Annotated in this window: 23 protein-coding genes; 11 read left to right on the plus strand and 12 right to left on the minus strand. The window is 45.0% G+C overall.

From position 1 onward, the window contains the following. Window positions 1–67 precede the first annotated feature (67 nt). Window positions 68–1,408 carry an MATE family efflux transporter gene (locus R7P69_RS00290; protein WP_017633826.1) on the minus strand — a complete coding sequence of 447 codons (1,341 nt, stop codon included), beginning with the start codon at window positions 1,406–1,408 and terminating at the stop codon, window positions 68–70. A 507-nt stretch (window positions 1,409–1,915) separates the two neighbouring features. Between R7P69_RS00290 and R7P69_RS00295 the strand changes: the two genes are divergently transcribed. Beyond that, window positions 1,916–3,064, plus strand: coding sequence for a GGDEF domain-containing protein (locus R7P69_RS00295; protein ID WP_054575264.1), 1,149 nt, complete (start codon window positions 1,916–1,918; stop codon window positions 3,062–3,064). 3 nt (window positions 3,065–3,067) lie between these two features. Here the strand turns inward: R7P69_RS00295 and R7P69_RS00300 are convergent, their stop codons facing one another. Together R7P69_RS00300 and R7P69_RS00305 are read right to left on the minus strand one after the other, a co-directional pair. After that, complete coding sequence (locus tag R7P69_RS00300; RefSeq protein WP_005374405.1) at window positions 3,068–3,349, minus strand: hypothetical protein; 282 nt, start codon at window positions 3,347–3,349, stop codon at window positions 3,068–3,070. A 132-nt stretch (window positions 3,350–3,481) separates the two neighbouring features. Further along, window positions 3,482–3,766: a pyrimidine/purine nucleoside phosphorylase gene (locus R7P69_RS00305; protein ID WP_005383244.1), complete on the minus strand. Its 285-nt coding sequence runs from the start codon at window positions 3,764–3,766 to the stop codon at window positions 3,482–3,484. A gap of 328 nt (window positions 3,767–4,094) precedes the next feature. On the opposite strand from R7P69_RS00305, the gene R7P69_RS00310 reads away from it, so the two are divergent. Further along, window positions 4,095–4,598 (plus strand): DUF2850 domain-containing protein, encoded by a 504-nt coding sequence (locus R7P69_RS00310; RefSeq protein WP_005374408.1) that lies wholly within the window; start codon window positions 4,095–4,097, stop codon window positions 4,596–4,598. Between the two features lie 369 nt (window positions 4,599–4,967). Then, on the plus strand, window positions 4,968–7,514 hold the full coding sequence (locus R7P69_RS00315) for a glycosyl hydrolase family 18 protein (RefSeq protein ID WP_238952373.1): 2,547 nt from the start codon (window positions 4,968–4,970) through the stop codon (window positions 7,512–7,514). A 168-nt stretch (window positions 7,515–7,682) separates the two neighbouring features. Here the strand turns inward: R7P69_RS00315 and R7P69_RS00320 are convergent, their stop codons facing one another. Together R7P69_RS00320 and R7P69_RS00325 are read right to left on the minus strand one after the other, a co-directional pair. Next, window positions 7,683–8,540, minus strand: coding sequence for an alpha/beta hydrolase (locus R7P69_RS00320; protein ID WP_017633823.1), 858 nt, complete (start codon window positions 8,538–8,540; stop codon window positions 7,683–7,685). 128 nt (window positions 8,541–8,668) lie between these two features. Further along, window positions 8,669–9,259 carry a TetR/AcrR family transcriptional regulator gene (locus R7P69_RS00325; protein ID WP_238952374.1) on the minus strand — a complete coding sequence of 197 codons (591 nt, stop codon included), beginning with the start codon at window positions 9,257–9,259 and terminating at the stop codon, window positions 8,669–8,671. 250 nt (window positions 9,260–9,509) lie between these two features. Here R7P69_RS00325 and R7P69_RS00330 point away from each other — a divergent pair, with 250 nt between their 5' ends. Both R7P69_RS00330 and nhaD read left to right on the plus strand, forming a co-directional pair. Further along, window positions 9,510–10,535, plus strand: coding sequence for an acyltransferase (locus R7P69_RS00330; protein ID WP_054578567.1), 1,026 nt, complete (start codon window positions 9,510–9,512; stop codon window positions 10,533–10,535). Window positions 10,536–10,955: 420 nt separating this feature from the next. Then, entirely contained in the window at window positions 10,956–12,386 is a 1,431-nt protein-coding gene (gene nhaD / locus R7P69_RS00335; protein WP_005383238.1) for a sodium:proton antiporter NhaD, read from the plus strand. A 37-nt stretch (window positions 12,387–12,423) separates the two neighbouring features. Here the strand turns inward: nhaD and R7P69_RS00340 are convergent, their stop codons facing one another. Beyond that, window positions 12,424–12,819, minus strand: coding sequence for a GFA family protein (locus R7P69_RS00340; RefSeq protein WP_033907219.1), 396 nt, complete (start codon window positions 12,817–12,819; stop codon window positions 12,424–12,426). A gap of 201 nt (window positions 12,820–13,020) precedes the next feature. Here R7P69_RS00340 and R7P69_RS00345 point away from each other — a divergent pair, with 201 nt between their 5' ends. Further along, on the plus strand, window positions 13,021–13,629 hold the full coding sequence (locus tag R7P69_RS00345; protein ID WP_033907220.1) for a YitT family protein: 609 nt from the start codon (window positions 13,021–13,023) through the stop codon (window positions 13,627–13,629). A 72-nt stretch (window positions 13,630–13,701) separates the two neighbouring features. On the opposite strand, the gene R7P69_RS00350 is transcribed toward R7P69_RS00345, so the two are convergent. From R7P69_RS00350 to R7P69_RS00360, 3 genes are all read right to left on the minus strand, one after another. Next, window positions 13,702–14,520: a hypothetical protein gene (locus R7P69_RS00350; protein ID WP_064376354.1), complete on the minus strand. Its 819-nt coding sequence runs from the start codon at window positions 14,518–14,520 to the stop codon at window positions 13,702–13,704. A 100-nt stretch (window positions 14,521–14,620) separates the two neighbouring features. Continuing rightward, complete coding sequence (locus R7P69_RS00355; protein WP_005374431.1) at window positions 14,621–15,103, minus strand: methylated-DNA--[protein]-cysteine S-methyltransferase; 483 nt, start codon at window positions 15,101–15,103, stop codon at window positions 14,621–14,623. Next, window positions 15,100–16,467, minus strand: a complete 1,368-nt coding sequence (locus R7P69_RS00360; RefSeq protein WP_136976769.1) for an AlkA N-terminal domain-containing protein — start codon at window positions 16,465–16,467, stop codon at window positions 15,100–15,102. Before R7P69_RS00360 ends, R7P69_RS00355 begins: the two co-directional genes overlap by 4 nt. A 194-nt stretch (window positions 16,468–16,661) precedes the next feature. Here R7P69_RS00360 and R7P69_RS00365 point away from each other — a divergent pair, with 194 nt between their 5' ends. From R7P69_RS00365 to R7P69_RS00375, 3 genes are all read left to right on the plus strand, one after another. Next, the gene (locus R7P69_RS00365) at window positions 16,662–16,865 is read left to right on the plus strand and encodes a hypothetical protein (RefSeq protein ID WP_017633816.1); all 204 of its coding nucleotides are present in this window, start codon (window positions 16,662–16,664) and stop codon (window positions 16,863–16,865) included. Window positions 16,866–17,191: 326 nt separating this feature from the next. Beyond that, window positions 17,192–17,635, plus strand: coding sequence for a DoxX family protein (locus R7P69_RS00370; RefSeq protein WP_005374434.1), 444 nt, complete (start codon window positions 17,192–17,194; stop codon window positions 17,633–17,635). Window positions 17,636–17,644: 9 nt separating this feature from the next. Next, window positions 17,645–18,340 (plus strand): pirin family protein, encoded by a 696-nt coding sequence (locus R7P69_RS00375; RefSeq protein ID WP_017821043.1) that lies wholly within the window; start codon window positions 17,645–17,647, stop codon window positions 18,338–18,340. An 81-nt stretch (window positions 18,341–18,421) separates the two neighbouring features. On the opposite strand, the gene R7P69_RS00380 is transcribed toward R7P69_RS00375, so the two are convergent. After that, window positions 18,422–19,315, minus strand: a complete 894-nt coding sequence (locus R7P69_RS00380; RefSeq protein ID WP_176311387.1) for a LysR family transcriptional regulator — start codon at window positions 19,313–19,315, stop codon at window positions 18,422–18,424. Window positions 19,316–19,464: 149 nt separating this feature from the next. Here R7P69_RS00380 and R7P69_RS00385 point away from each other — a divergent pair, with 149 nt between their 5' ends. Continuing rightward, window positions 19,465–19,818, plus strand: a complete 354-nt coding sequence (locus R7P69_RS00385) for a DUF413 domain-containing protein (protein ID WP_005374439.1) — start codon at window positions 19,465–19,467, stop codon at window positions 19,816–19,818. Between the two features lie 147 nt (window positions 19,819–19,965). On the opposite strand, the gene R7P69_RS00390 is transcribed toward R7P69_RS00385, so the two are convergent. Beyond that, a complete protein-coding gene (locus R7P69_RS00390) occupies window positions 19,966–20,217 on the minus strand; it encodes a DUF3081 domain-containing protein (RefSeq protein ID WP_005374440.1) in 252 nt (83 codons plus the stop codon). A gap of 374 nt (window positions 20,218–20,591) precedes the next feature. Between R7P69_RS00390 and nagB the strand changes: the two genes are divergently transcribed. Further along, entirely contained in the window at window positions 20,592–21,392 is an 801-nt protein-coding gene (nagB, locus tag R7P69_RS00395; protein ID WP_005374441.1) for a glucosamine-6-phosphate deaminase, read from the plus strand. 90 nt (window positions 21,393–21,482) lie between these two features. Here the strand turns inward: nagB and R7P69_RS00400 are convergent, their stop codons facing one another. Next, window positions 21,483–22,349, minus strand: a complete 867-nt coding sequence (locus R7P69_RS00400; protein WP_005374442.1) for a hypothetical protein — start codon at window positions 22,347–22,349, stop codon at window positions 21,483–21,485. Window positions 22,350–22,445: the final 96 nt, after the last annotated feature.

Below are 22,445 nucleotides of genomic sequence, written 5' to 3' on the forward strand. Positions count from 1 at the left end.
CTGACTATCAGTGCCTTTTTTTGTTTTCTAACAACAGAATAAGCGTGATGCGCGATACCGAAAACCGTTAGCTCACCTTAAACTTGGTCCACACCTGAGAGCGCCAACGTCTTGCCATGATGATACCACGTACCCATTCATCGAGAGCGATTGCCATCCAAGCCCCTAAAACGCCATAACCCAAGTGGATGCCAAAGATGTAAGAGAAAAGCACGCCTAATCCCCACATACTCAAAATCCCCATTTGCACTGGGAACTTGATGTCACCCGCGCCTTTGAGCCCCGCGATAAAAATCAGGTTAAACACACGTCCGGCTTCGAGCAAAATTGAGCCCATGACTAACGAGCTTGCCAATGCGAGTATTTCCGGTTGATCGGTAAATACGCGCAGAATCTCTTCTCTAAACAGGTAAATCAGTGTGGTTGCCGCCGTTGATGCCACAAACCCCACTAAGAAGTAGATTTGTACGCGTTTTAAAATGCTACTCACCCAACCTTTACCGATGTAGTAACCGGTCTGAATTTGCGCTGCCTGACCAATTGCCAGCGCGAAAGCAAACGAGAAACGGGCAATGTTTTGCGCATAAGTGAAAGCCGCTAACGATGCCGTCCCCATTTGCACCACAAAATACACAATGCAGATTTGCGCCACGTTGTAAGACAGCACTTCACCCGCGTTCATGCCGCCGATTTTTAAGATCTTTTTGTAAATCTCTGCGGGCACTTGTTTCATGGTCGACATCGGTAGTTCAATGCTGCTGCGAGCGAGAATAAACCATAACATTAACGTACCGATGACTTGGCTGACGACGGTTGCTATCGCAACACCTTGCACACCATACACAGGTAAACCGAATGGCTGGTAAAGCGCAATATAGTTACCAATGATGTTGAACACACCCGAGATCAAATTCACCACCATTGGGGAACGTGAATAACCATGACTACGCAGAATAGTTGTAAAAACAACGCCAATCGTAACGTTAAACGTCATCGCACCGCTTATCAGCAGATATTCATGAGCGTACTGCTCAACTTGCGCTTCCAAGCCGTAATACGGGAGTAGGTATATCGCACCAAGCACGGCAATCACACTCAATAGCACACCGACGAGCACAGACAGCGCAATACTCGCAACACCAACGCTCACTGACTCTTGCTCGCGTCCAGCGCCATTGTATTGGGCAATCAAAATCCCCGTACCGCTACTGACAAACGTCGAAACGATGATTAAAAAGAAGGTAATCTGCGTGATCACACCAACAGCGGATACGGCTTTGTCTGAGTAGCCACTCAGCATGAACACGTCACTGGTTCCTAAAGCCGTCCGTAGCAAAATTTCGACAAGAATTGGCCAAGCTAATGCCACGATGGACATTCGTTGGTTGATGTTTTGGCTTTTAGGCATGCTTGTAACCTTTCCTACAACTAAAAACTGCCTCACAATATTTGTGAAGCAGTTTAAAAATAGTGACTCGAACGAAGCTCGATATGAGGTTGTGATTTAGCGCGGATTCTAGTCGCATATTGGTCATAACGACAACAATATTTCGCCCTGTTTCGGAAAAATATTTCTAATGCATTTTCGAAACGACATATGCCTTGACGATACGTAGAGCAGAGATTGGTGAACAATACTCTCAATCAACGAGCACCGAACAGAATTAGGATAATCAATATAAATGCATCTAACTAGATACATTACTTTGAGTTATCAGTCTAACCATATAGAGCCATGAAGAACCGCCATGAAAACCTGCATGCGCCACCATTCCTCTTTGAACACTCGCACCAAATCACACTGATGGCTTTACACTAAAAATGACTGATATCACATTTGGAAACTTTGTTGTTCTATTTATCGCGAAAATACCGCCTAGAATAAGCGTACACGTTAATTAAGCAAGGATACGTAATGTCGACATTGGCTGGGGCGCGCTTAGAAGAAATGGCGGACATCCGCTCAACAAGAAAAAAGAAAATTGTCTTTTTATGCTCCAGTATCGCCGCTGCCTGTTTAACTTATGGTTCCATTGCTCAATCACTTGAGAATAACTGGGGTTTAAGCTTTTTCCATGCTTTGTGTGCCTTGGCATGCTTAGCAATCAGTTATGTAATAAAAGTCCAGCGGCACCATCAATACGCCGACTTATGGCTAAGTGCTGTCTTAATGTTCGAAGGGTTATTGTTACTTCTGTATAACGACGCTCCGTCAGGCAAGATGCTATGGCTATATCCTATTGTCGCCACTCTGGTATTAATTAATGAGTTTAAGGTCGGTCTGCTGTTCAGTGGCACCTACATTTTACTGATCTTTTTTGGGGTCGCTTTTTTAGATCGACTGCCAACAGCCACAGAAATCATAGAGCGGAGATTGATGCTGACCCTGATAGCGACCGCGTTTGTGTGTCACACGTTCTCGTATTACTACACGAAAGTCCTCAATTACATTCAAACACTGTATCGTGAGGGGATTGAGGAGTTAGCATATTTTGACCAGCTCACTGGGCTTGCCAATCGCTGGAGCTTTGAAACTTGGGCGCGCGCAAAGCTCGATGAAATCAAGCACTCATCTGATGACAGCATCACCGCATTGGTTTTTCTCGATATCGATAACTTCAAGCACATCAACGACACCTACGGGCACGATATTGGTGACCAAGTACTTCAAGCCTTCGCAACTCGATTAAAAAATAACATTCGCAACAAAGACAGAAAAACCGATAAACACGACTACTCCATCGCTCGATTTGCGGGCGATGAATTTGTAATCATGCTTTACGATGTAAAAAGTAAAGGTGACCTCGACAGCATCCTAAAACGGATCGTGAATCTGTTTCCGACAGGTTACCGAAGCTACGATATGATTAACGAGTTAACAATGAGTGTAGGCGCTGCTATCTATAAGCAAGATGCAAAGGATTTGTCTGAATTGACTCGATGTGCAGATAAAGCAATGTACGCAGCTAAACATACTGGTAAAAACCAGTACGCCTTTTATGAGCACTGCAATACGGAAGAACAGTCAACATCTGATGCACCAGCGGTACCAGAAGCTTGCTAATGACTAAGCGAACACATGCATCACCCAAAGCCCCACAACGAGAAATACGATTAACCACACTACTTGCAACGTTCTGTTCGGCTTGTCTTGCTGACGAGTGGGGTGATCTTTAAACGCACGGCCCTTCATTTTGCCCATTAAGCTCTTTCCTAGAGCACGTCGATAAAATTCACGTCTCTTATGAGCGGCATTGGCAACTTCGGTAAAGCGCTGTCTTTGCTCATTGGTGAGATCTTTGTCCTCGTAACGAGGAGGGAGATCAGAATGCTTGCGTTGTACTGCCATCACTTCCTCCTTGGTCGATGGGTACATTTTTATTAAGTATATACCCAAATAACCAAAAAGATGCGTTATAAGTGAAGCACATAGACGAAAAAACCACCCGAAGGTGGTTTTATGACGAGCAACAAATGAACGCTAGAAGTACTCACATAAATACGCAGTCGCTTCTTTCACTTGAAGCTCAAATGAAGAATTACCTTCCACTTCAAAAAACTCACCACTTTGATAAGTCGTCCAATCGCTCTCGCCAACACGCTTGACCACAAGCGCACCTTTTACAACCGTCATACGCTCTGGTGCTTGAGTACCAAACGTGTACTCACCAGGAAGCATCACACCAACGCTAACATCCTGATCTTTCTGGTTAAAGCCTAGTGATTTTACACTACCAGCAAAATAGCTATTTTCCTTAATATTCATTATTGGTTTCCTTATCAAAAGTCCGCTCTTTTTTACCTTGTTTCTTTCCGTTACTCAAGCTTTGAAAGCCATTAAACTCAACGTAGTAACGCACATCCTTTGCTACTGAGCGAGAACCTCTTTTCGCGAGGATTAATCAGGCGACCTAAACCGAGCAAGAAAAACTGCGAAGTAATGAATGTGAGCAAACAACAAAACCATCAATAAGATGTGTATCTGAATGTAAAAGTGGACATTAGATCATAGTTTCGTCGTCTCAATGGCGGGATTGTTTGTTTTTAAAAAGGAAGGTTTCCACCATGTTAAAAAAGTGGAGAAAATTAGATCTATGACGGACTCGACTCGCCGAAGGCGAAAAGCACGACAAGAACCAAAACTTTCATTTTTGGCTCGCCACCAATCCAAAATCCTCAAGAGTACATTTGTCTGCTTCGGGATGGGTCTGTTGACGTTTTTTGGCTATCAAATCCACCTCTCCTATCAAGACCACATTGATCCGGAAAAGGTGTACGGCGAATGGATTGAGATTGGCGCGCCACCCTACCAAACAGAACGTCTCGTTTTCACTGAAGATGGGGTATACCGAAACCATCGACTTATTACGACGGAATTTGAATTCGATGGCAAGGTGATCACGTTGAATACCGGATTAGGAAAGACCGCGTATCAGATCTCGGGCTCTCATCTTTCACCTCAAATACGCCGTATTGAGCCTCTTATTCCAGATCAGCGATTCATTCGTAAAGGATTTGAGCATACCGTTCAGGGCTCAGAAACCGGCGCAGCCTCTAAACGTCGCGCCGCGTTGAGTGAACACTTCAGCCGTGACTAATACGTCTTCACGGCTATTTTTCCTTTCAATTCTCTTTCTATATCAATGAAACAAAACCTTAATAAACAACAAAATAAGGTCTTCATCGCATTTAACTAACTCGTTACTGAGTAAACAATAATTTTAGTTTCTGCTGAGATTTTATAAATTATTGACTCAGTCTGACACTTTCTGTGTAACAGAGTGCGAGTTTTAGTTAAGTTCTCTCAAGTGCCTCGAAAACCGTCTTAATTTTTTTTGACGAAAAAAAACTCTCTGAAATGCTGAGTGTGATGCTTTTGCACGTGGAGTAAATCCAATCATCTTATCTGGTGCAAGAGCAGCCTATGTTCTAGGTAGAACATGAATCCAAGGATTGAGAGAGAAGTTATGATTCGATTTAACCTATGTGCAGCTGGAGTTGCTTTAGCGCTATCAGGTGCTGCAGTTGCGGCTCCAACCGCACCAAGTATCGATATGTACGGTTCCAACAACCTTCAGTTTTCTAAAATTGAACTCGCGATGGAAACCACGTCAAGCTACTACGACATGGTGAAATACCATGAGCAAGCGAAGATCACTGTTAAATTTAACCAGTGGAGTGGCACACCTGGTGACACTTACAACGTCTATTTTGATGGTGTAAAAGTAGCAAGCGGCCCTATCACTGGTAGCCAAACGACAGCTTCGTTTGAATACGGCCAAGGTGGCTTATACCAAATGGAAATCGAAGCATGTGATGCGACAGGTTGTGCGAAAAGCGCACCAGCTGAAATCACGATTGCAGATACCGATGGTTCTCACCTGAAGCCACTAACGATGAATGTTGATCCAAACAACAAAACCTACAATACCGATCCAAGCGTCGTGATGGGTACGTATTTTGTTGAATGGGGCATCTATGGCCGTGACTACACCGTCGATAATATGCCGGTCGACAACTTGACTCACATCCTTTACGGTTTTATCCCAATTTGTGGCCCAAATGAGTCTGTGAAGTCTGTTGGCGGCAACAGTTTCAATGCGCTACAAACTGCTTGTACAGGTGTGCCTGATTATGAAGTCGTTATCCATGACCCTTGGGCTGCTTATCAGAAGAGCTTCCCACAAGCTGGTCATGAATACAGCACGCCTATCAAGGGTAACTACGCAATGCTAATGGCATTGAAACAACGTAACCCTGATCTAAAAATCATCCCATCGATCGGTGGTTGGACACTGTCTGACCCATTCTTCGATTTCGTGGACAAGAAAAACCGAGACACATTCGTCGCATCAGTTAAGAAGTTCCTGAAAACTTGGAAATTCTACGACGGTGTTGATATCGACTGGGAATTCCCTGGCGGCGGCGGTGCAGCAGCCGATAAGGGCGACCCTGTAAACGATGGCCCAGCATACATCGCACTGATGCGTGAACTGCGCGTAATGCTTGATGAATTAGAAGCTGAGACAGGCCGTACTTACGAGCTAACGTCCGCTATCGGTGTCGGTTACGACAAGATTGAAGACGTAGACTACGCAGATGCGGTGCAGTACATGGATTACATCTTCGCAATGACTTACGACTTCTACGGCGGTTGGAACAACGTTCCTGGTCACCAGACTGCGCTTTACTGTGGTTCATTCATGCGTCCTGGTCAGTGTGACGGTAGTGGCGTTGATGAGAACGGCGAACCGTACAAAGGTCCTGCTTACACAGCAGATAACGGCATCCAACTTCTTCTTGCTCAAGGCGTTCCTGCAAACAAGCTAGTACTTGGTACAGCAATGTACGGTCGTGGCTGGGAAGGCGTAACTCCAGATACGCTAACCGATCCAAACGACCCAATGACGGGTACTGCTACAGGTAAACTGAAGGGCAGCACAGCGCAAGGTGTTTGGGAAGATGGCGTAATTGACTACAAAGGCATTAAGTCATTCATGCTAGGTGCAAACAACACTGGTATTAACGGCTTCGAGTACGGCTACGATGCACAAGCAGAAGCACCATGGGTATGGAACCGTACTACGGGCGAGTTGATCACATTTGATGACCACCGTTCAGTGCTAGCAAAAGGTAGCTACGCGAAGTCTCTTGGTCTTGCTGGTCTATTCTCTTGGGAAATTGACGCGGATAACGGTGACATTCTAAACGCGATGCACGAAGGTATGGCTGGTGGTGTGGTTCCTCAACCAAACCGTAAGCCAACCGCAGCCGCTGGCGCAGATCAATCGGTAACAGGTCCTGCAAATGTGGTTCTAGATGGCAGCCTGTCAAAAGACTCTGACGGCACCATCGCAAGCTACGCTTGGGAACAAGTATCTGGCACAGCAGTGGCACTAACAGGTGCAAACTCAGCGAAAGCAAGCTTTGATGCAGCAGAAGTTACTGTTGAAGAGCAATTAACTTTTAAGCTGACGGTGTCTGATAACGAAGGTGCAACGGCATCTGACCTCGTTGTAGTAACAGTGAAACCAGCAGGTGTTGTTGACCCAGTGAACAGCGCACCAATAGCGCAAGTTGTTGCTCCAGCAACAGCAAACGCTGGTGACGTTGTGGTTGTAGATGCATCTGCGTCTAGCGATGCAGACAACGATACCCTGACATTCAACTGGACTCTACCTCAAGGTCTGAATGCAACGGTTGAAGGCTCCAAAGTCACGTTCACTGCTGCGGAATACCCGCAAGACACAAGCTTAAGCTTCACTGTAAGTGTGAGCGACGGTAAAGCGTCTTCATCGGCAAGCGCGACAGTGGTTGTTGCACAGCACACAACCGATCCGAACCCTGGTACTTGTGACAACGCATGGGATGCGAGCGCAGTGTACACAGGTGGTAACCAAGTGACTCACGCAGGTAAAACGTGGGAAGCGAAATGGTGGACTCAGGGTGACGATCCTAGCCAATCTGGCGAATGGGGCGTTTGGAAAGAAGTTGGCGTAGCTAACTGTAACTAATTTCAGCCTTGCAGACTTTCTGCTAAATAAACAAAGGACAGCTTCGGCTGTCCTTTTTGGATTTAACCTCTTAACGAGGAGAGCAACACCAGAGACGAAAAAATCTGAGGTGTTACTTTCAAATCGAATTAGCGCAAAACGGAGCGAGTCAATCAGTAAAAGTAAGGGTTACCAAGCACTATCGAGCAAACGGTCAAAACTACTGAAGACTTGCTCACACTTCATCACTCTACCATGCCCCTGACCTTGTGTTGTCACTAACTCAACGTTTTTAATCTCTTCAGCCGCTTTTGCCGAGACACTGTATTTGGTGAACTTGTCTTGCTCATCATGAATAATAATGGTGTGAGACGGACGCTCAGACAAACGCTTCATCGGATCAATGGACTGTAACGGATAACCAAATTGGTCTTCAACTTCTGAAACCACAGCATTAAAAAGCTTCATCGAGTAACCGGAACGTGCAATGCTACCGAATAAGTTCTCTACGTAATTTAATACCGGAGCAATAAGCAGCAAAGGCTTGTTTTCTAATTTACTGTGCCTACACTCAAGAGCAGAAGCGGTGCCCATGCTGTGCCCAACTAGGCCAACAATATCCTCGACCGTATCCAACACATCTTCTAATCCTCTGACAAACCCCGGAATGTGCCCATACTGCCCCTCACTCTCACCATGTGCCGGATGATCGTACGCCAAAGCAGTAAACCCTTTCGACGCAATATGTTCCATCAGTGGATAAAACTGACTTGCCGTTCCAGACCAACCATGAGTTAGCACCCAAATAGGTCCAGAGCCCAAAGTATAGGTTTTGATGATGCCTGCATGCCCTTTAATTTCACCTTTGATAAGCCCTTGAGGCTCAATATTTTTAGGTTGCGTACGAGCCGGTGTCAGAAGAAGCTTGCGCGCGGTCTTCTTTGCATGTGACGGGGCCAGTGTATGGTGTAACCGAGTACTAATGTTCACCAAACTGCGCTTAATACTGAAACGTTGCGATGTATTAAAGTAAATTTTTTCACTCATAATCATGTCCTTAACTACCAGCTTTGCACAAAATAGAACGGTCGTGCTTTTTACGCTGATAAGAAAGAGCGAACTCAGCCGCTCTTTGTGATTTTATGTCTACGAATCTGGGAAGCGAATAACCGATATTAGCCTTTCCAGCGAGAAAATAAGTTGTCGATCCCTTGCCAAAACAGACGCAAGCTTTCTTGCTCACCTTTAATTGAGTAAAAAACATGCGCACTCAAATAGAGACCGTACAAATCAAACGTTGCTTGGCGTGTATCTAAGTCTGCTGAAAATTCTTGCTTCTCTTTGCCTTTCGCTATTTGGATCTCCAAATAGCTCAGCCAAGTGTCTATGGATTTACGCAGTCCGGCCTGAAGCGGGCAATCTTTATCTGCCGTATCATTCCAAGCGTCAAGAAACATACAACTTCCTTGGAATGCGTGATTCCAAGTCATCCAAGAGTCGAGCAACCCTCGAATTTTACGCTCGATATTGCCATCCCCGAGTTCTCGAGCAGGCTCAACAACCCGATCAGCGAACACTTTATTGGCGTGATCAAGCACCGATAGCTGTAAATTCAACTTCGAATTAAAGTGGGCAAACAGACCACTTTTCGACATACCGCATTGCTTGGCTAACTCTCCAATCGTAAGACTTTCTAATCCGTCTTCGCTGGCGATCTCAAAAGCCCGCTGCAGAATAAACTCTTTTGTCACTTTTCCTTTTTGCATAGTCTTATTTTTAGCACGATCGTTTTTTTTTGCAATCTCGAGTTAACTGGTCTAACCATTATTCAGTGCTATTTTCGACTCACGAATCAGGTATTGATTGCGTTAATAGGTTAATAATTAAGAAGTTTGAAGTAAGTCTTAATTTTCAAAACAGCTTCAATGTAAGCGCAAGTCTGTTGACTTTTTCACGCATTACTTCAGTAACAACCTGCTATTTTCACCTAAGTTTTTTATTTAGGTAAACAATGTAATGGCAAAGAAACAAAAAATAGCCAGCTTAGAGTTTGCACGTATCATTGCGATGCTTGCGATTGTGGGTTTGCATTGCCAGATGGCACTGACGTACTGGCAGTGGGATGGGATACCATGGGTTGGCTATATGCTCAACCAACTGGCTCGTTTTGCTGTTCCGCTGTTCTTTCTCATCTCGGGTTATCTAATCCAGCCGAAGTTGAGTCACTCACCTATCGATACTCTTAAGAACTACGCCAAACCGTTAATGAAGGTTTGGCTCATTTGGAGCATGATCAGTTTACTGATGCCATTCCAATGGCAGACGGTCGCTGAGGCTGGGTATCTCGCCGAAAGGCAAGGTTATTGGGGGTACTTAATGTCAACCCCGATCAATTCACTCATCGAAGGCGGACTCGTTCATCTGTGGTTTATTCCGGCTCTGGTCATTGCCGTAGCGTTAATTGCCTTTCTCGTGCATATCAATATGGTGCAACTGATACTGCCAACTGCAGTATTGCTATACATATACGGGGTCTTTGCTGGCAGTTACGCGACCATTACCGACCTGCCAGCGCCTTTCTTTACTCGTAACGGGCCTTTTTTCAGCACGTTGCTAGTTGTTCTGGGTTATTTCGCACGAGAAGCGCAGTGGCGGTGGTCGCGAAACAATACGGTTCGATGCATTATTCTTGGCATAGCACTGCATTTTGGTGAAGCTTACTGGCTGATGCAACATGACATCGCTTTCAACTCGCACGACTTCCTATTCGGTACCGTTATCTGGGCTGTAGGTGTCTTTATGTGGCTTTTGGCTCACCCTCATTTTGGCGACATGCCTTGGGTCTTCAAACTATCTCCTAGCGTGTTAGGAATATATGTTAGCCATCTGCTTATCATAATTGTCATGATGAATGTCGCTGGATTTATCGGGCTGCAACACCTCGCGAAAGATGTGTTTATTTATCCTGCAACGATTGTTGCAACCATACTGCTTGTGAAAGCAATTGACGCTTCACCGTTGAAAAAATGGCTCCTACGCTAAATGCATTCAGCTCTAGATATAGCTAGCTTTAACTCAAAAGGGTTAGAGCTAGCCAGTTAAAAATGAGATTTCTCTCTCACTGACCAATTTTTGACTTTCTAATCCTTCAGAATTTGCTTTCACTCACAAAAAACATTGTTCATTTCCTTTAAATTGGCTCGACTATTACAACATTGCTCATTAAACGGAGGCTGTATGTGGGCAGGTCAAGGACTCGTTCCTTTTTTAGAGATTAGTCACTGGTTAACTTACGGTTTATATGCCGCTGCGGTTTTATTCGGCGCAGCAAGCATTGCGTCACTCAGAAAATAGTGGCGCACACTATCATTTCCTAACTCCTACTGTTAATTCGAGCTCTCTCACAACTAACTCATTCATTTGTGGCTAATATTTCTCCAACCAGACAAAGGAGAAATGTCTATGCCAATCTATCCAATTGTGGCTTTCTGCTGTTTGTTGTTCTCTAGCGCCACCTTTGCTGCATCAACCAATGAACTGAATCTTGTTAATTCTGGTGTCGGTTACGCGGCTCTGATTATCTTTTCGATCGCTTACATACTGGTTATGTTGGAAGAGTATCTGAAAATGAGAAAATCCAAGCCAGTGCTGCTCGCTGCAGGGTTAATTTGGATTCTGATTGGCTACACCTTTGCTCAGCACAACCAGCCTGAAATCGCCAAATCCGCACTAGAACACAACTTGTTGGAATATGCCGAGTTGCTGCTGTTTTTGCTCGTGGCGATGACTTACATCAACGCAATGGAAGAACGCAAACTCTTCGATGCCTTACAGGCGTGGATGGTTGGTAAAGGTTTTGGATTCAAAAAGTTGTTCTGGCTGACGGGGTTTCTCGCTTTTGTCATTTCACCGATTGCCGATAACTTAACTACAGCCCTTTTGATGTGCGCTGTAGTGATGAAAGTCTCTGGTGATAATCCTAAGTTCGTCAATCTTGCTTGTATCAACATTGTTATCGCAGCCAACGCTGGCGGTGCATTCAGCCCATTTGGAGATATTACAACCCTGATGGTGTGGCAGGCCGGTCATGTCAGCTTTGCTGAGTTCATTCCGTTGTTTGTACCGTCATTGGTGAACTACTTGGTTCCCGCATTTTTGATGTCACTTTTTGTTCCAAACACAAAACCGAATACGATTCACCAACACGTTGAGCTAAAACGCGGGGCAAGGCGTATTGTCGCGTTGTTCATTTTGACGATTGCCACCGCAGTCTCTTTCCATGCTATGCTGCACTTCCCACCCGTTATGGGCATGATGATGGGCTTGGCGTACTTACAGTTTTTCGGATATTTTTTGCGTCAAACTCTTAAACACTCACTCGCAAAAAAAGCAGCTATGGCAATTGCCAATGGCGATGATCAGGCATTGAAGCGCTTAGGCTCAGTGGTTCCGTTTGATGTGTTTCATCGTGTGTCTCGAGCCGAATGGGACACCTTGTTGTTCTTCTACGGTGTTGTAATGTGTGTTGGCGGTTTAAGTTTACTTGGCTACCTCGAACTGGTTTCAAACGTCATGTACACGCAATGGAACCCAGTCTGGGCAAACGTAATGGTTGGTGTCCTATCTGCAATCGTCGATAACATTCCGGTTATGTTTGCTGTACTGACCATGGAACCAAGCATGTCGATGGGCAACTGGCTACTCGTCACATTAACCGCAGGTGTCGGGGGCAGTTTGCTTTCCATTGGCTCCGCGGCAGGCGTCGCTTTAATGGGAGCCGCGCGTGGACAATACACCTTCTTTGGCCACCTAAAGTGGGCTCCCGTCATCGCCTTGGGTTATGCCGCCAGTATTGCGGTACACTTGTGGATGAATAGCGGTTTATTTACTTAAAAACACCTAGAATTAGTCACTTAACTTGCAATGTAACCTAACGGTCGGATGGATGGTTAACGCCATCCATCACTTCAATCGCTCCCAACTCATATGGGTTGACGCCCTCTAAGCAGCCGACATTATAGCCATACTCACTCGGGTCAGAACGACGCTGATGGTGCGTATAAATACCGCACTCGCCACAGAAAAAGTGCTTCGCAGTGTGTGTATTAAATTGATACTGCTTCAAGACTTCTTCGCCTTGCACAATACGAATACCGTTCAAAGGTACAGACGCGACAATCGCGCCACGACGTCGACACATAGAACAGTCACACCGTCTCGGCTTCTCAATACCATTGGGTAACGCCAGTTCCAGCTCAACTTTTCCACAGTGACAACTCAGTCGATGTAATGTGCTGATTTGGGTGTTGCCAACTTTCTTAATCATAACTTTTCCTTGTTGTTTTTCTATCTGTGTACATTATGTTAAACAGGTTAATATCATCATAATCTCGTCCAAAAACTCGACATCCATCACTTTTCGAGACATTTTATTGGCCGATTTGTTAGTTGCTATTTTGGCGATTGTCTATCGCGTCCGTGAGACGTGTTATCTCCGGCGCGGTTTTTAAACCAAGGAAATTAATTTATGGACAAAGATCATAGCCTAAGAGAGAACCTCTTGGCTCTGACGCTCGGCAGTGCGTTGGTGTCACTTGGGGTGATATTTTTTAGCAAAGTAGGATTGCTCACTGGCGGTACGGCTGGTTTGGCGATCTTCCTAACCAAAGTGAGTGACTTCAGTTTTGGTCAGATATTTTTCGCTCTTAACCTCCCTTTTTATATTTTATCTGTGATGCGCATGGGTTGGCGCTTCACTATCAATACCTTTATTGCGGTTTCGATTGTCTCTTTTGCGGTCGATCATCTGCATCATGTGATTGAGATTTCACGAATCGAACCTTTCTATGCGGCACTTTTGGGTGGTGGGCTGATTGGAATCGGTATGTTGGTAATTTTCCGTCACAAAATGAGTTTGGGTGGCTTTAACATTCTAGCGTTGTACCTTCAGGAACGTTTTGGAGTTCGAGCGGGTAAAGTTCAAATGGCGTTAGATTGTGCCATCGTGGTGATGTCACTGTTGATTGTAGATGTGCACCTTATCGCTCTATCTGTTCTAGGTGCCATCGCTACGAACTTGATTTTGGCGATGAACCATAAACCAGGACGATACCAAGCAAAAGCGCAAGCAGCATAATCATCGCTGCATAGTCAACAACCCTAAAGCCCCCAGCCAGTCGCTCGGGGCTTTTTTCATTCAACGCTAAGATCACGTCAACGAGCTCGTTTTGCAGTGCTGCTGCATCTCTTCATCCAATTTAGCTTTATATTTCTGGCTAAGATGGAAGTGTACTTGCATCAGCAAGTCATGTGCGTGGAACAGCTCAAGCGCGTCGCTACCATGTTGCTGACAAATATCTTCACAGCGCTCAGCATGCACTTTGGCTTCTTGCGGTTTATCCGCTTTAAGCAAGCTCATCGCTAAGCGATACTCTGCGCGCTCTTCTTGCATCCAACCCCCAGCCACTTTCCAATAGTCTAGCGCGAGTGTTGCTGCTTCTAACATCTTCGATTTTTCCATGGACGTGCGCTCAGCCAGCGCTTCGTACTGACATGCTAAGTTGTTTGCAGTGATCGCTATAGCGCGCGCTAATGGCCCTTCTGCATCGTTCGGCGTCATTCCTAACGCTGCTTTCACCAACCATTGACTCGCCAGTTCAAGCTGAGCAAGTGCAGAAAGTTCATTCGAAATCAAAGCGTAAACTCGGCGTTGTTCTTGCTCTTCCAATAATTCCATATTGTCAGTGCCATCTACGAAATAGCGCGCAACGGCAATACTGCGTTGAAATGCCAAACTCTCAGCAACCTTGCGTTCATCAAAGTGCTCTAAACAAGTAAGAAACTGTTCTGGGCACTGGAGATGCCCAATAGCGGTATGCAGCATCAATGCGAATATTCGCTCGATTTGGGTAACGTCTTCCACCTCGCTCAGAGCCGTTTCTAGCTGAGCATAAACTTGTTCGGGATTTTCCTCGTGATGCTGCCAACACTCACTCATGAAGGCATCAAAATCCGTTTTGAAAGGCATGTCCTTATTGTCCTTTTTCTATTCGTATAACGAATATGAAACTCTATACTATCGTTACCCCTGTGTAGCACGCTTAATCCCAATATGAGAATCGCCTCACTTAAAGCGGTGTACCTTGCTCCAGCGCGAGCAAACGTTGCTTGCGCTCCACTCCACCTGCATACCCAGTCAGTTTTCCGCTTTTGCCAATAACGCGATGACAAGGTACCACGATAGAAATCGGATTCTTCCCGTTTGCTAACCCAACAGCACGCACAGCTTTAGGGTTACCTATCGCATTCGCGAGATCTTGATAGCTCCACGTTTCCCCATATGGAATGGTCGTTAGTGCCTGCCAAACTTGATTTTGAAAATCAGTGCCTGTCGCTGCAAGGGGCAAGTCGAATTCGTTGCGCAGACCAGCAAAGTATTCATCCAGTTGGGTGACAGCTTGGCGCAAGACCGGATGCTGCTCGTCTCGCACCCCCAGCTCACTCGGCTTAGTGGTGCATGTTTCAAACCAAATGCCAAGTAAGCCCTCAGCGTTCGATTGGATAGTCACCGTTCCTAGTGGACTCGGCATTTCGGTATAAAATGTTTTCATGATTGATTCCATAAGTGAAACGTCGCGTAGCTTCCCCAAGGGGCCGCAGTGTGCGTATTCAGTGATGGGTAACGCTGCATCGCCTTTTTCACCACTAAGTCTTTATCTAGAAAGCAATCGGGTTGAGATTGCCCTCGCAGTTGAGCATAACTGACGGTCCAAGGTCCAATGCCTTTCAAAGCTAGCCACTGTTGGGGGTCAGCTTCTGAGTTGTCCTGCATAAACTGGGCGAAGCGCACTAGCGTCTCTTTACGGCTTTGCGGCATGCGCAAAAAGCTCACGTCGGCGTTCGCAATATCACTGGGAGTCGGGAAAAAACGTTTTTCTGACTCTCCACTAAGTGTGGCCACCAATAAGTTAAGTTGACCAATCGCAGCTTTAACCGACACTTGCTGGCCTAAAATCGCTCTAACCCCTGCTTCCCATGCACTCCATACACCAGGAATACGAATACCTTTACTCGACACGAGCCCAGGCGCAACATACTCCAAATGCTGCTCAACAGTACAAATATCAGCGTCAAGATCGAACATACGACGAATGTCAGACACCAAGTTTTGCAGCTTCGTTACGTCTTCAATTTCAAACGCCAGTTCTAAGTATCCTTCACCTTTTGTCGCTTTAAACCAGGCTTTGCTGTTATCCAAAAAAACGTTGCGCTGATAACTCTCATCCCTCACCTGCTCGACCCCCTCAACCGCTCGTAAACGATAGAAGTCCAACATGTGCGACCAATTCAACTCACCTCGATAAGGTAAGGCAATTCGATTGCAACCCGCACCATCAAACTCTTTACGGCGTACTTGAGAAGGCGTTAGTTTGAGAAACTTTTGAAAAGCATCGTTAAAGCGGCGCGTACTGTTAAAACCTGACGCAAACCCCACGTCGGTGACCGACATAGAGCTGGAGTGAAGCAACTGTTTGGCGAACATTAGTTGCTGATATTGCGCATACTGCTTGGGTGACATACCTAGATACTGCTCAAACAACATACGTAAGTAACGGTCAGAAATCCCAACACGCTCAGCCAACTCAGACACCGAATGGTGATGCAACTCCCCTCTATCAATTAACGAAATCGCTCGTTGAAAGGTCGTCTCGACACCTTTCCATGCCCAAGATCCAGGCGCGCTGTCAGGTCGACAGCGTAAACACGGACGGTACCCTGCTTGAAGGGCTTGCGTCTTATCAGCGAAATACTCAACATTTTCTTCTTTAGGCAAATTTGCCGGGCAAATCGGACGACAAAAGATTCCCGTTGTTTTTACCGCCACATAAAATCGCCCATCAAAACGACTGTCTCGCGCGACTCGCGCCTTGTGACACTGCTCGAAGGTCAGTGAGGTATAGGGGTGAATAAACATAGTGCTTTCCTTGCTCATGCCTTTTGTCATTTATTGTTCATAGGCATCGTTCAATATAGTGTTATTGTAGCTTGCTTAAGCGCCCACAATTAGCCACTTTCGGAACTCAATATTGAGATTTATTGGCATTAGCGCTTTTGTACACTAAAGTTAGATCCAGAACATCACAACAACGTCGGCTAAAGGGAATTGGCATGGACTTACATACTTGCGTAATTGTATTAAGAAACCAAAAGGTTATTACCAGTAAATCCGTAGATCATTCTATTGGAATTATCGAAAGAGACTCAGATAACGAGATCTCAGAAATTCAGATTAATGCGACGGATGGACGTAATATTCGAACTTATCACTACAACAATGTAGAGGAGTCATTAGAGAGCTTAATGAACCTCTGACGGTTTTCTTTAACACACCTTTCTCCCTTGTTAAAAGCGAAAGCAATAGAGCACAGTACATGTGCTCTTTTTTTTGTTTAACAGCAAAAATGTTTATCGAAAATAATGACAGACCTTGATTTAAAACAGACAATAATCGGCAAATAAACACCCGAATATAAAAATCAAGACATTGATTTAAATAAATAAAAACCAATCATTCAATTTTTTAGAACGAGTTTATCAAAATCCTCCCGTTATTTTTATGCTCGCCTCTACCTAAACTGTTCTCAACAGCACGGGAGCACACGCTTCCCACTCATTGAAAAGAGTCAGAGGACAGAATCATGAAAGCACTATTACAGAAAATTACCACATCAAACGCAGGTTACAGCGCACTATCACTTCGCGTTCCAATCGGCATTATCTTTATGGCGCACGGCGCACAAAAACTATTTGGCTGGTTTGGTGGCTACGGCCTAGAAGGCACAGGTCAGTGGATGGCATCTATCGGTTTAGGTCCTGGCGTACTCATGGCGTTACTTGCGGGCAGCGCAGAGTTCTTTGGCGGCTTGTTCATTTTACTTGGTCTGCTAACTCGACCAGCAGCGGTTGCTTTGGCGTTCACGATGGTGGTAGCGATATTCTCTGTCCACTTTGAGAATGGCCTGTTCATGGCAAACAACGGTTACGAGTTTGGCTTGGCATTACTGGCAGCGAGCGTTTCTCTGGCGTTCTCTGGCGCAGGTAAAGCAGCGTTAGATAACTTTTTAAACAAAAAGCTCTCTTAAGGAGGCCTTATGATTACGGTAAGACATGCAGCAGACCGAGGTCGAGCAAACTTTGGCTGGCTTGATAGCAAACATACGTTTTCTTTTGGTAGCTACTACGATCCTCAACATATGGGCTTTTCTGAGCTGAGAGTCATTAATGACGATGTAGTCAAGCCTGGCGCGGGTTTTGATACACATGGCCACCGTGATATGGAGATCATCAGCTATGTGTTGGAAGGTGTTATCGCACACAAAGACAGTGAAGGTAACGTCAAAACACTACCTGCAGGTGAATTCCAACTCATGTCGGCAGGGAAAGGGATTTACCACAGTGAGTACAATGCATCGAACCAAGATACGCTGCGGTTTCTACAGATTTGGATTCAACCGAACACATTTGGAACCAAACCAGGTTATCAGCAAAAAGATTTTGGTCGCAATCCTGGGTTAACGACTATCGCAACTCCAACTGGAGAAAACGGCACGCTACTTATTAAGCAAGATGCGACTTTGCATCAGTTAATTCTTGAACCAAGTAGCGAACTAAACTTTGAGATTGAGTCGGGCCGAAATCTATTCATCCATCAAGTGACTGGGAGCCTTAGTGTCGACAATACCACTTTGACGGCTGGCGACGGCGCGAAGGTTGAACACCAGAGTAAGGTTGTTTTGCGCAATACATCAAACGAAAGCACAACAGCCCTGTTGTTTGACTTACCATAACTATCGATTCATCGAGATAAAAACAAAGCCGCCTTGATTTCTCAAGGCGGCTTTTTCGTTTTTCTGACTTTTCATTCAACGCTATTCGTCGGAAGTGCCAGAACCAATTTGCTGAAAACTGTAAGCGGTCAGTGGATCGATCTCTTTGACAATTTCTTCCACTTGCTTAATCGCGTCTACAGACGAGCTAGCTTTACGATAGCTCAAATAGATAGGGCGACACCAATCTTCTACTCCAGACACCTTGTAAAGCTGCCCATTGGCGATAAATGGCTCCACAAGAGAGATTGGTAAGTACGCGGCTCCACCCTTCTCTAAAATAAAGTCCAATGCGATACGCGCTGTTGAAGTGCGTAAATATGGAGCCGGAATCTTAGGGTGACGTTCAGAATGCTCTGAGGAGAAACGCGTCCCCCAGTCAACGTACACATATTTGTTTTCGAAAACGGTGTCTAAAGAATCTTTCTCAGTTGATACCAGAACGAGAACAACATCTGCCACTTTTTTACAGTTAAGCTCATCAGCTTTGATCTGATCGAACGCAAATGCCATATCTAACGTGCGCTCTAGCAAGCTACGACTGAGCATCTCACGTCCCATCACTTCTGCCATGAAGCCATAACCACCAAACGAATCTGTGACGACACTTAAACAATTCTGTAAATAAGCGTCCCAAATGTTTGGCGTGCCACCTAACGTTAGTTGCAGCGCTTTGCCATCTTCAAGCGATAATTCTAGCTTCGCTTGTTGCAATGTAGTGACCATTACCTCGGCATAGCTGATTAAGCGCTCACCTGCAGAGGTCAACTTTATGTTATTTCGATCACGAATAAACAATTGCGTATCGAAGTAACTTTCCAATTGTTTGATACGTGCGCTCACAGCGGCTTGGGTAATATAAAGGTTCTCAGCAGCACGTCCGAAGTGACGAACTCTTGCCAGCTCTAAAAATGTTCGAAAGACTTTTACATCCATAAACCATCTCCTGGTTAATATAAAACCAGATTAACAACTAATTAAAATCATGACGACAAAAAAGTTTTGTTTTTCTTTTGTTAGATTTAAGCCTAATTTTCGCCGTAAGTTCACTACATTCATCAATAACGGTTACAGAGGCTGTTGACATGTCTGACACTGAATTCCGTCATGGCAAAAAACGTTTTTACGATAACGTAAAATTCCCACGCGGCTTTGCAAAGTCTGGCGATTTTACTCTTTCAGAAGAGGAAATCCTAACAATTTATGGGGATACAATGCTTGGCTTAGAGTCAGGCGAATTAACACCTGAAAACAGCGAAGAGAAACACTTCATCAAGGTGTTAGAAAACCCGGGCAAAGCAAAAACAAAACTTGAGCGTACGTGGCTAAAGTACACCCAACTTGCTCGTGGTCGCAAGCGCTTCCATACGCTAAATGGTCGTAACAAGCCTGACGCCACAGAAGAATACATTGAAGAGAGTTTGGTTGAAGACGATTAATAACCAATAACCTAGTTCTCGCCTTTTTCTAGCAGTAGGCGAAAGCTCGTTTGACTTTACTGAGCGAGCAAGACAAGCTCATTTCTTCTCCTAAAGCCCAAGGGGGCATTCTCCCAAGGGCTTTTTTAATATTTGGGTGATGACCGTTTACTTGGCGAGCGTCGCAATCTTTTTCAGAAAGCTCTCTTTCAAATGCTCTTGGTCATATTCCAAGTGATAGGTGTTGTGGAAGCCAATTTTTAGCTCAACACCATTCCCTCTCAAGAAAACGTTGTACCCATCGTAGTCAGAAAACGCTTCTACACCTTCATACATTTTACCAAATTCGGTTGGCGTACCGTTGTTCATCACACATTCGTAAGCCTGTAGTACTTTGCTCGGATCTAACTCATTTTTCATACCGAATTCCTCACTGGTTTACACATTTCAATTATGGTTAAAGAATGAGCGCCATGCCATATCTAACCCATAATATTTGAAGTTCGTGTGCGATTTCGCACTCTGTAGGTTGTTAAAAAACAAGGTTAAGTGCGAAGGCAGAACTTAATTTAGATCATAAATTTTATCTATTGATTCGTCAGTTTCATAATGCAATTTCTTTGTAAAAAATCGTCTTATAAAAGCTTTTAGATATAAAAATCGTCGACAAAACCAACATTGGTTAAAGAAAAAGCAAAATTTTGACCTAAAACAATAGCAGTTCGCCATTACTTATTTTATAATGCGAATTAATGTTTCAGTACATCGTCAATTCCAATAACTAGGGGCACAAAATGAGACTTATCCCGTTAACTCGAGCAGCACAAGTAGGTAAGTGGGCAGCTGCGCATATCGCTAAGCGTATCAACGACTTTAAACCTACTGCTGAGCGTCCATTCGTTCTGGGTCTACCAACTGGTGGCACTCCTCTAGCAACCTACAAAGCCCTAATCGAGCTTTACCAAGCTGGCGAAGTCAGCTTCAAAAACGTCGTGACTTTTAACATGGATGAGTACATTGGCATCCCTGCGGATCACCCAGAATCTTACCGCTCATTCATGTACAACAACTTCTTTAATCACATTGATATTCAAGAAGAAAATATCAACCTACTGAACGGTAACACAGACGATCACGACGCAGAATGTAAGCGTTACGAAGACAAAATTAAGTCTTACGGCAAGATCAACCTGTTCATGGGCGGCGTGGGTAACGACGGTCACATCGCGTTCAACGAGCCAGCGTCATCTCTTTCTTCTCGTACTCGCATCAAGACCCTCACTGAAGACACTCGCATTGCGAACTCTCGCTTCTTTGACGGCGATATCAACCAAGTGCCTAAATACGCGCTGACTATCGGTGTTGGTACGCTTCTAGACTCAGAAGAAGTGATGATCTTGGTCACTGGCCATAACAAAGCTCAGGCACTTGAAGCAGCCGTGGAAGGTTGTGTAAACCATCTATGGACAGTTTCTGCACTTCAGCTTCACCCTAAAGCGGTGATCGTATGCGACGAACCAGCTCAACAAGAACTGAAAGTGAAGACAGTGAAGTACTTCTCTGAGCTAGAAGCAGAAAACATCAAAGGCTTTTAACCCATAGGATGGCAGCCTAGAAATACACTAAAAATACAAAACCCGTGTTGAACACGGGTTTTTTCTTATCTGAACAGCGGGCTTAAGTCGTCAATAAGCTTTAATACCAAACTGACGAAGACGCTTAGGAAGCACTTCATCCAACTTGTCTAGTTCACTCGGTTCGACTTCGATAAGATTGAAATGATGCTGCTCATAAACAGTACGAATGGTCTCACGGTCGGCCTGAGCCATCTCCCCATCGTCACTTCCCCAAAATTGCAAATAGACTTTGCCACCTGGCAAGTAAAAATCGCTAGTGACATCTTGGTCAATCGGCAACTGACGCTCATAAGCGTGCACTACACCAGCCAAGTACAGCCAGTTGTCAATGAGCAACTCACCCTTAGAGCGTACGTAATGCCCATCTAATGTTCGGTGCTTGGCTTCAAATTTTTGGCGAAAGCTTGAGTACGATTTATCCGTAGAATGTGACTCCGCGTCTTGCCCTAAAAACTCAATGACAGACTGCTTAAGACGCTTGTTACGCAGCACCACATCGTGCCATACGACAAAGGTATTTTGTGTTTCTTTATCGGTTCTTTGCTGCCCACCAGCGCGCACACCAGCTTCTGTGACACTCCATCCCTCTTCGGATTTGGTCAACCAACCCAGTTCACTCAAAAGCTGGTTCATGCGCTTCGCATTCAATTTCAGCTTTTCACCCAGTTGTGTCGCGCTCAATGTTTTCCCTGAGCTGGGAGTCAGCTCAATATGTAAGTTGGTCGGCCAGACGATGAACTGGCCAAATTTAGGGTGATCCACATACTCACCGCCAAACTTTGCCCCTTCTTCGGTCAAAATCCACTTTTCATCTTGGCGAACGATGTAGCCTGCACGTTTGAGATCGGCAAACAGCAGCTTAGCTTCTACCTTGCGCATTTTCGCTAATGCCGACGTCGATATTTTTTCAGACATGTGGGTACCTCATGCTGCTGCAAAATGAACACTATGTCGTCATAGTAACGCATTGATTTCACGGCTTGAAGTCAGGCAAACAAGATTTCGTGTTAC

Origin of the sequence: Vibrio sp. 661 (assembly GCF_033339315.1) — a bacterium.
Classification (GTDB): Bacteria; Pseudomonadota; Gammaproteobacteria; order Enterobacterales; family Vibrionaceae; genus Vibrio; species Vibrio alginolyticus.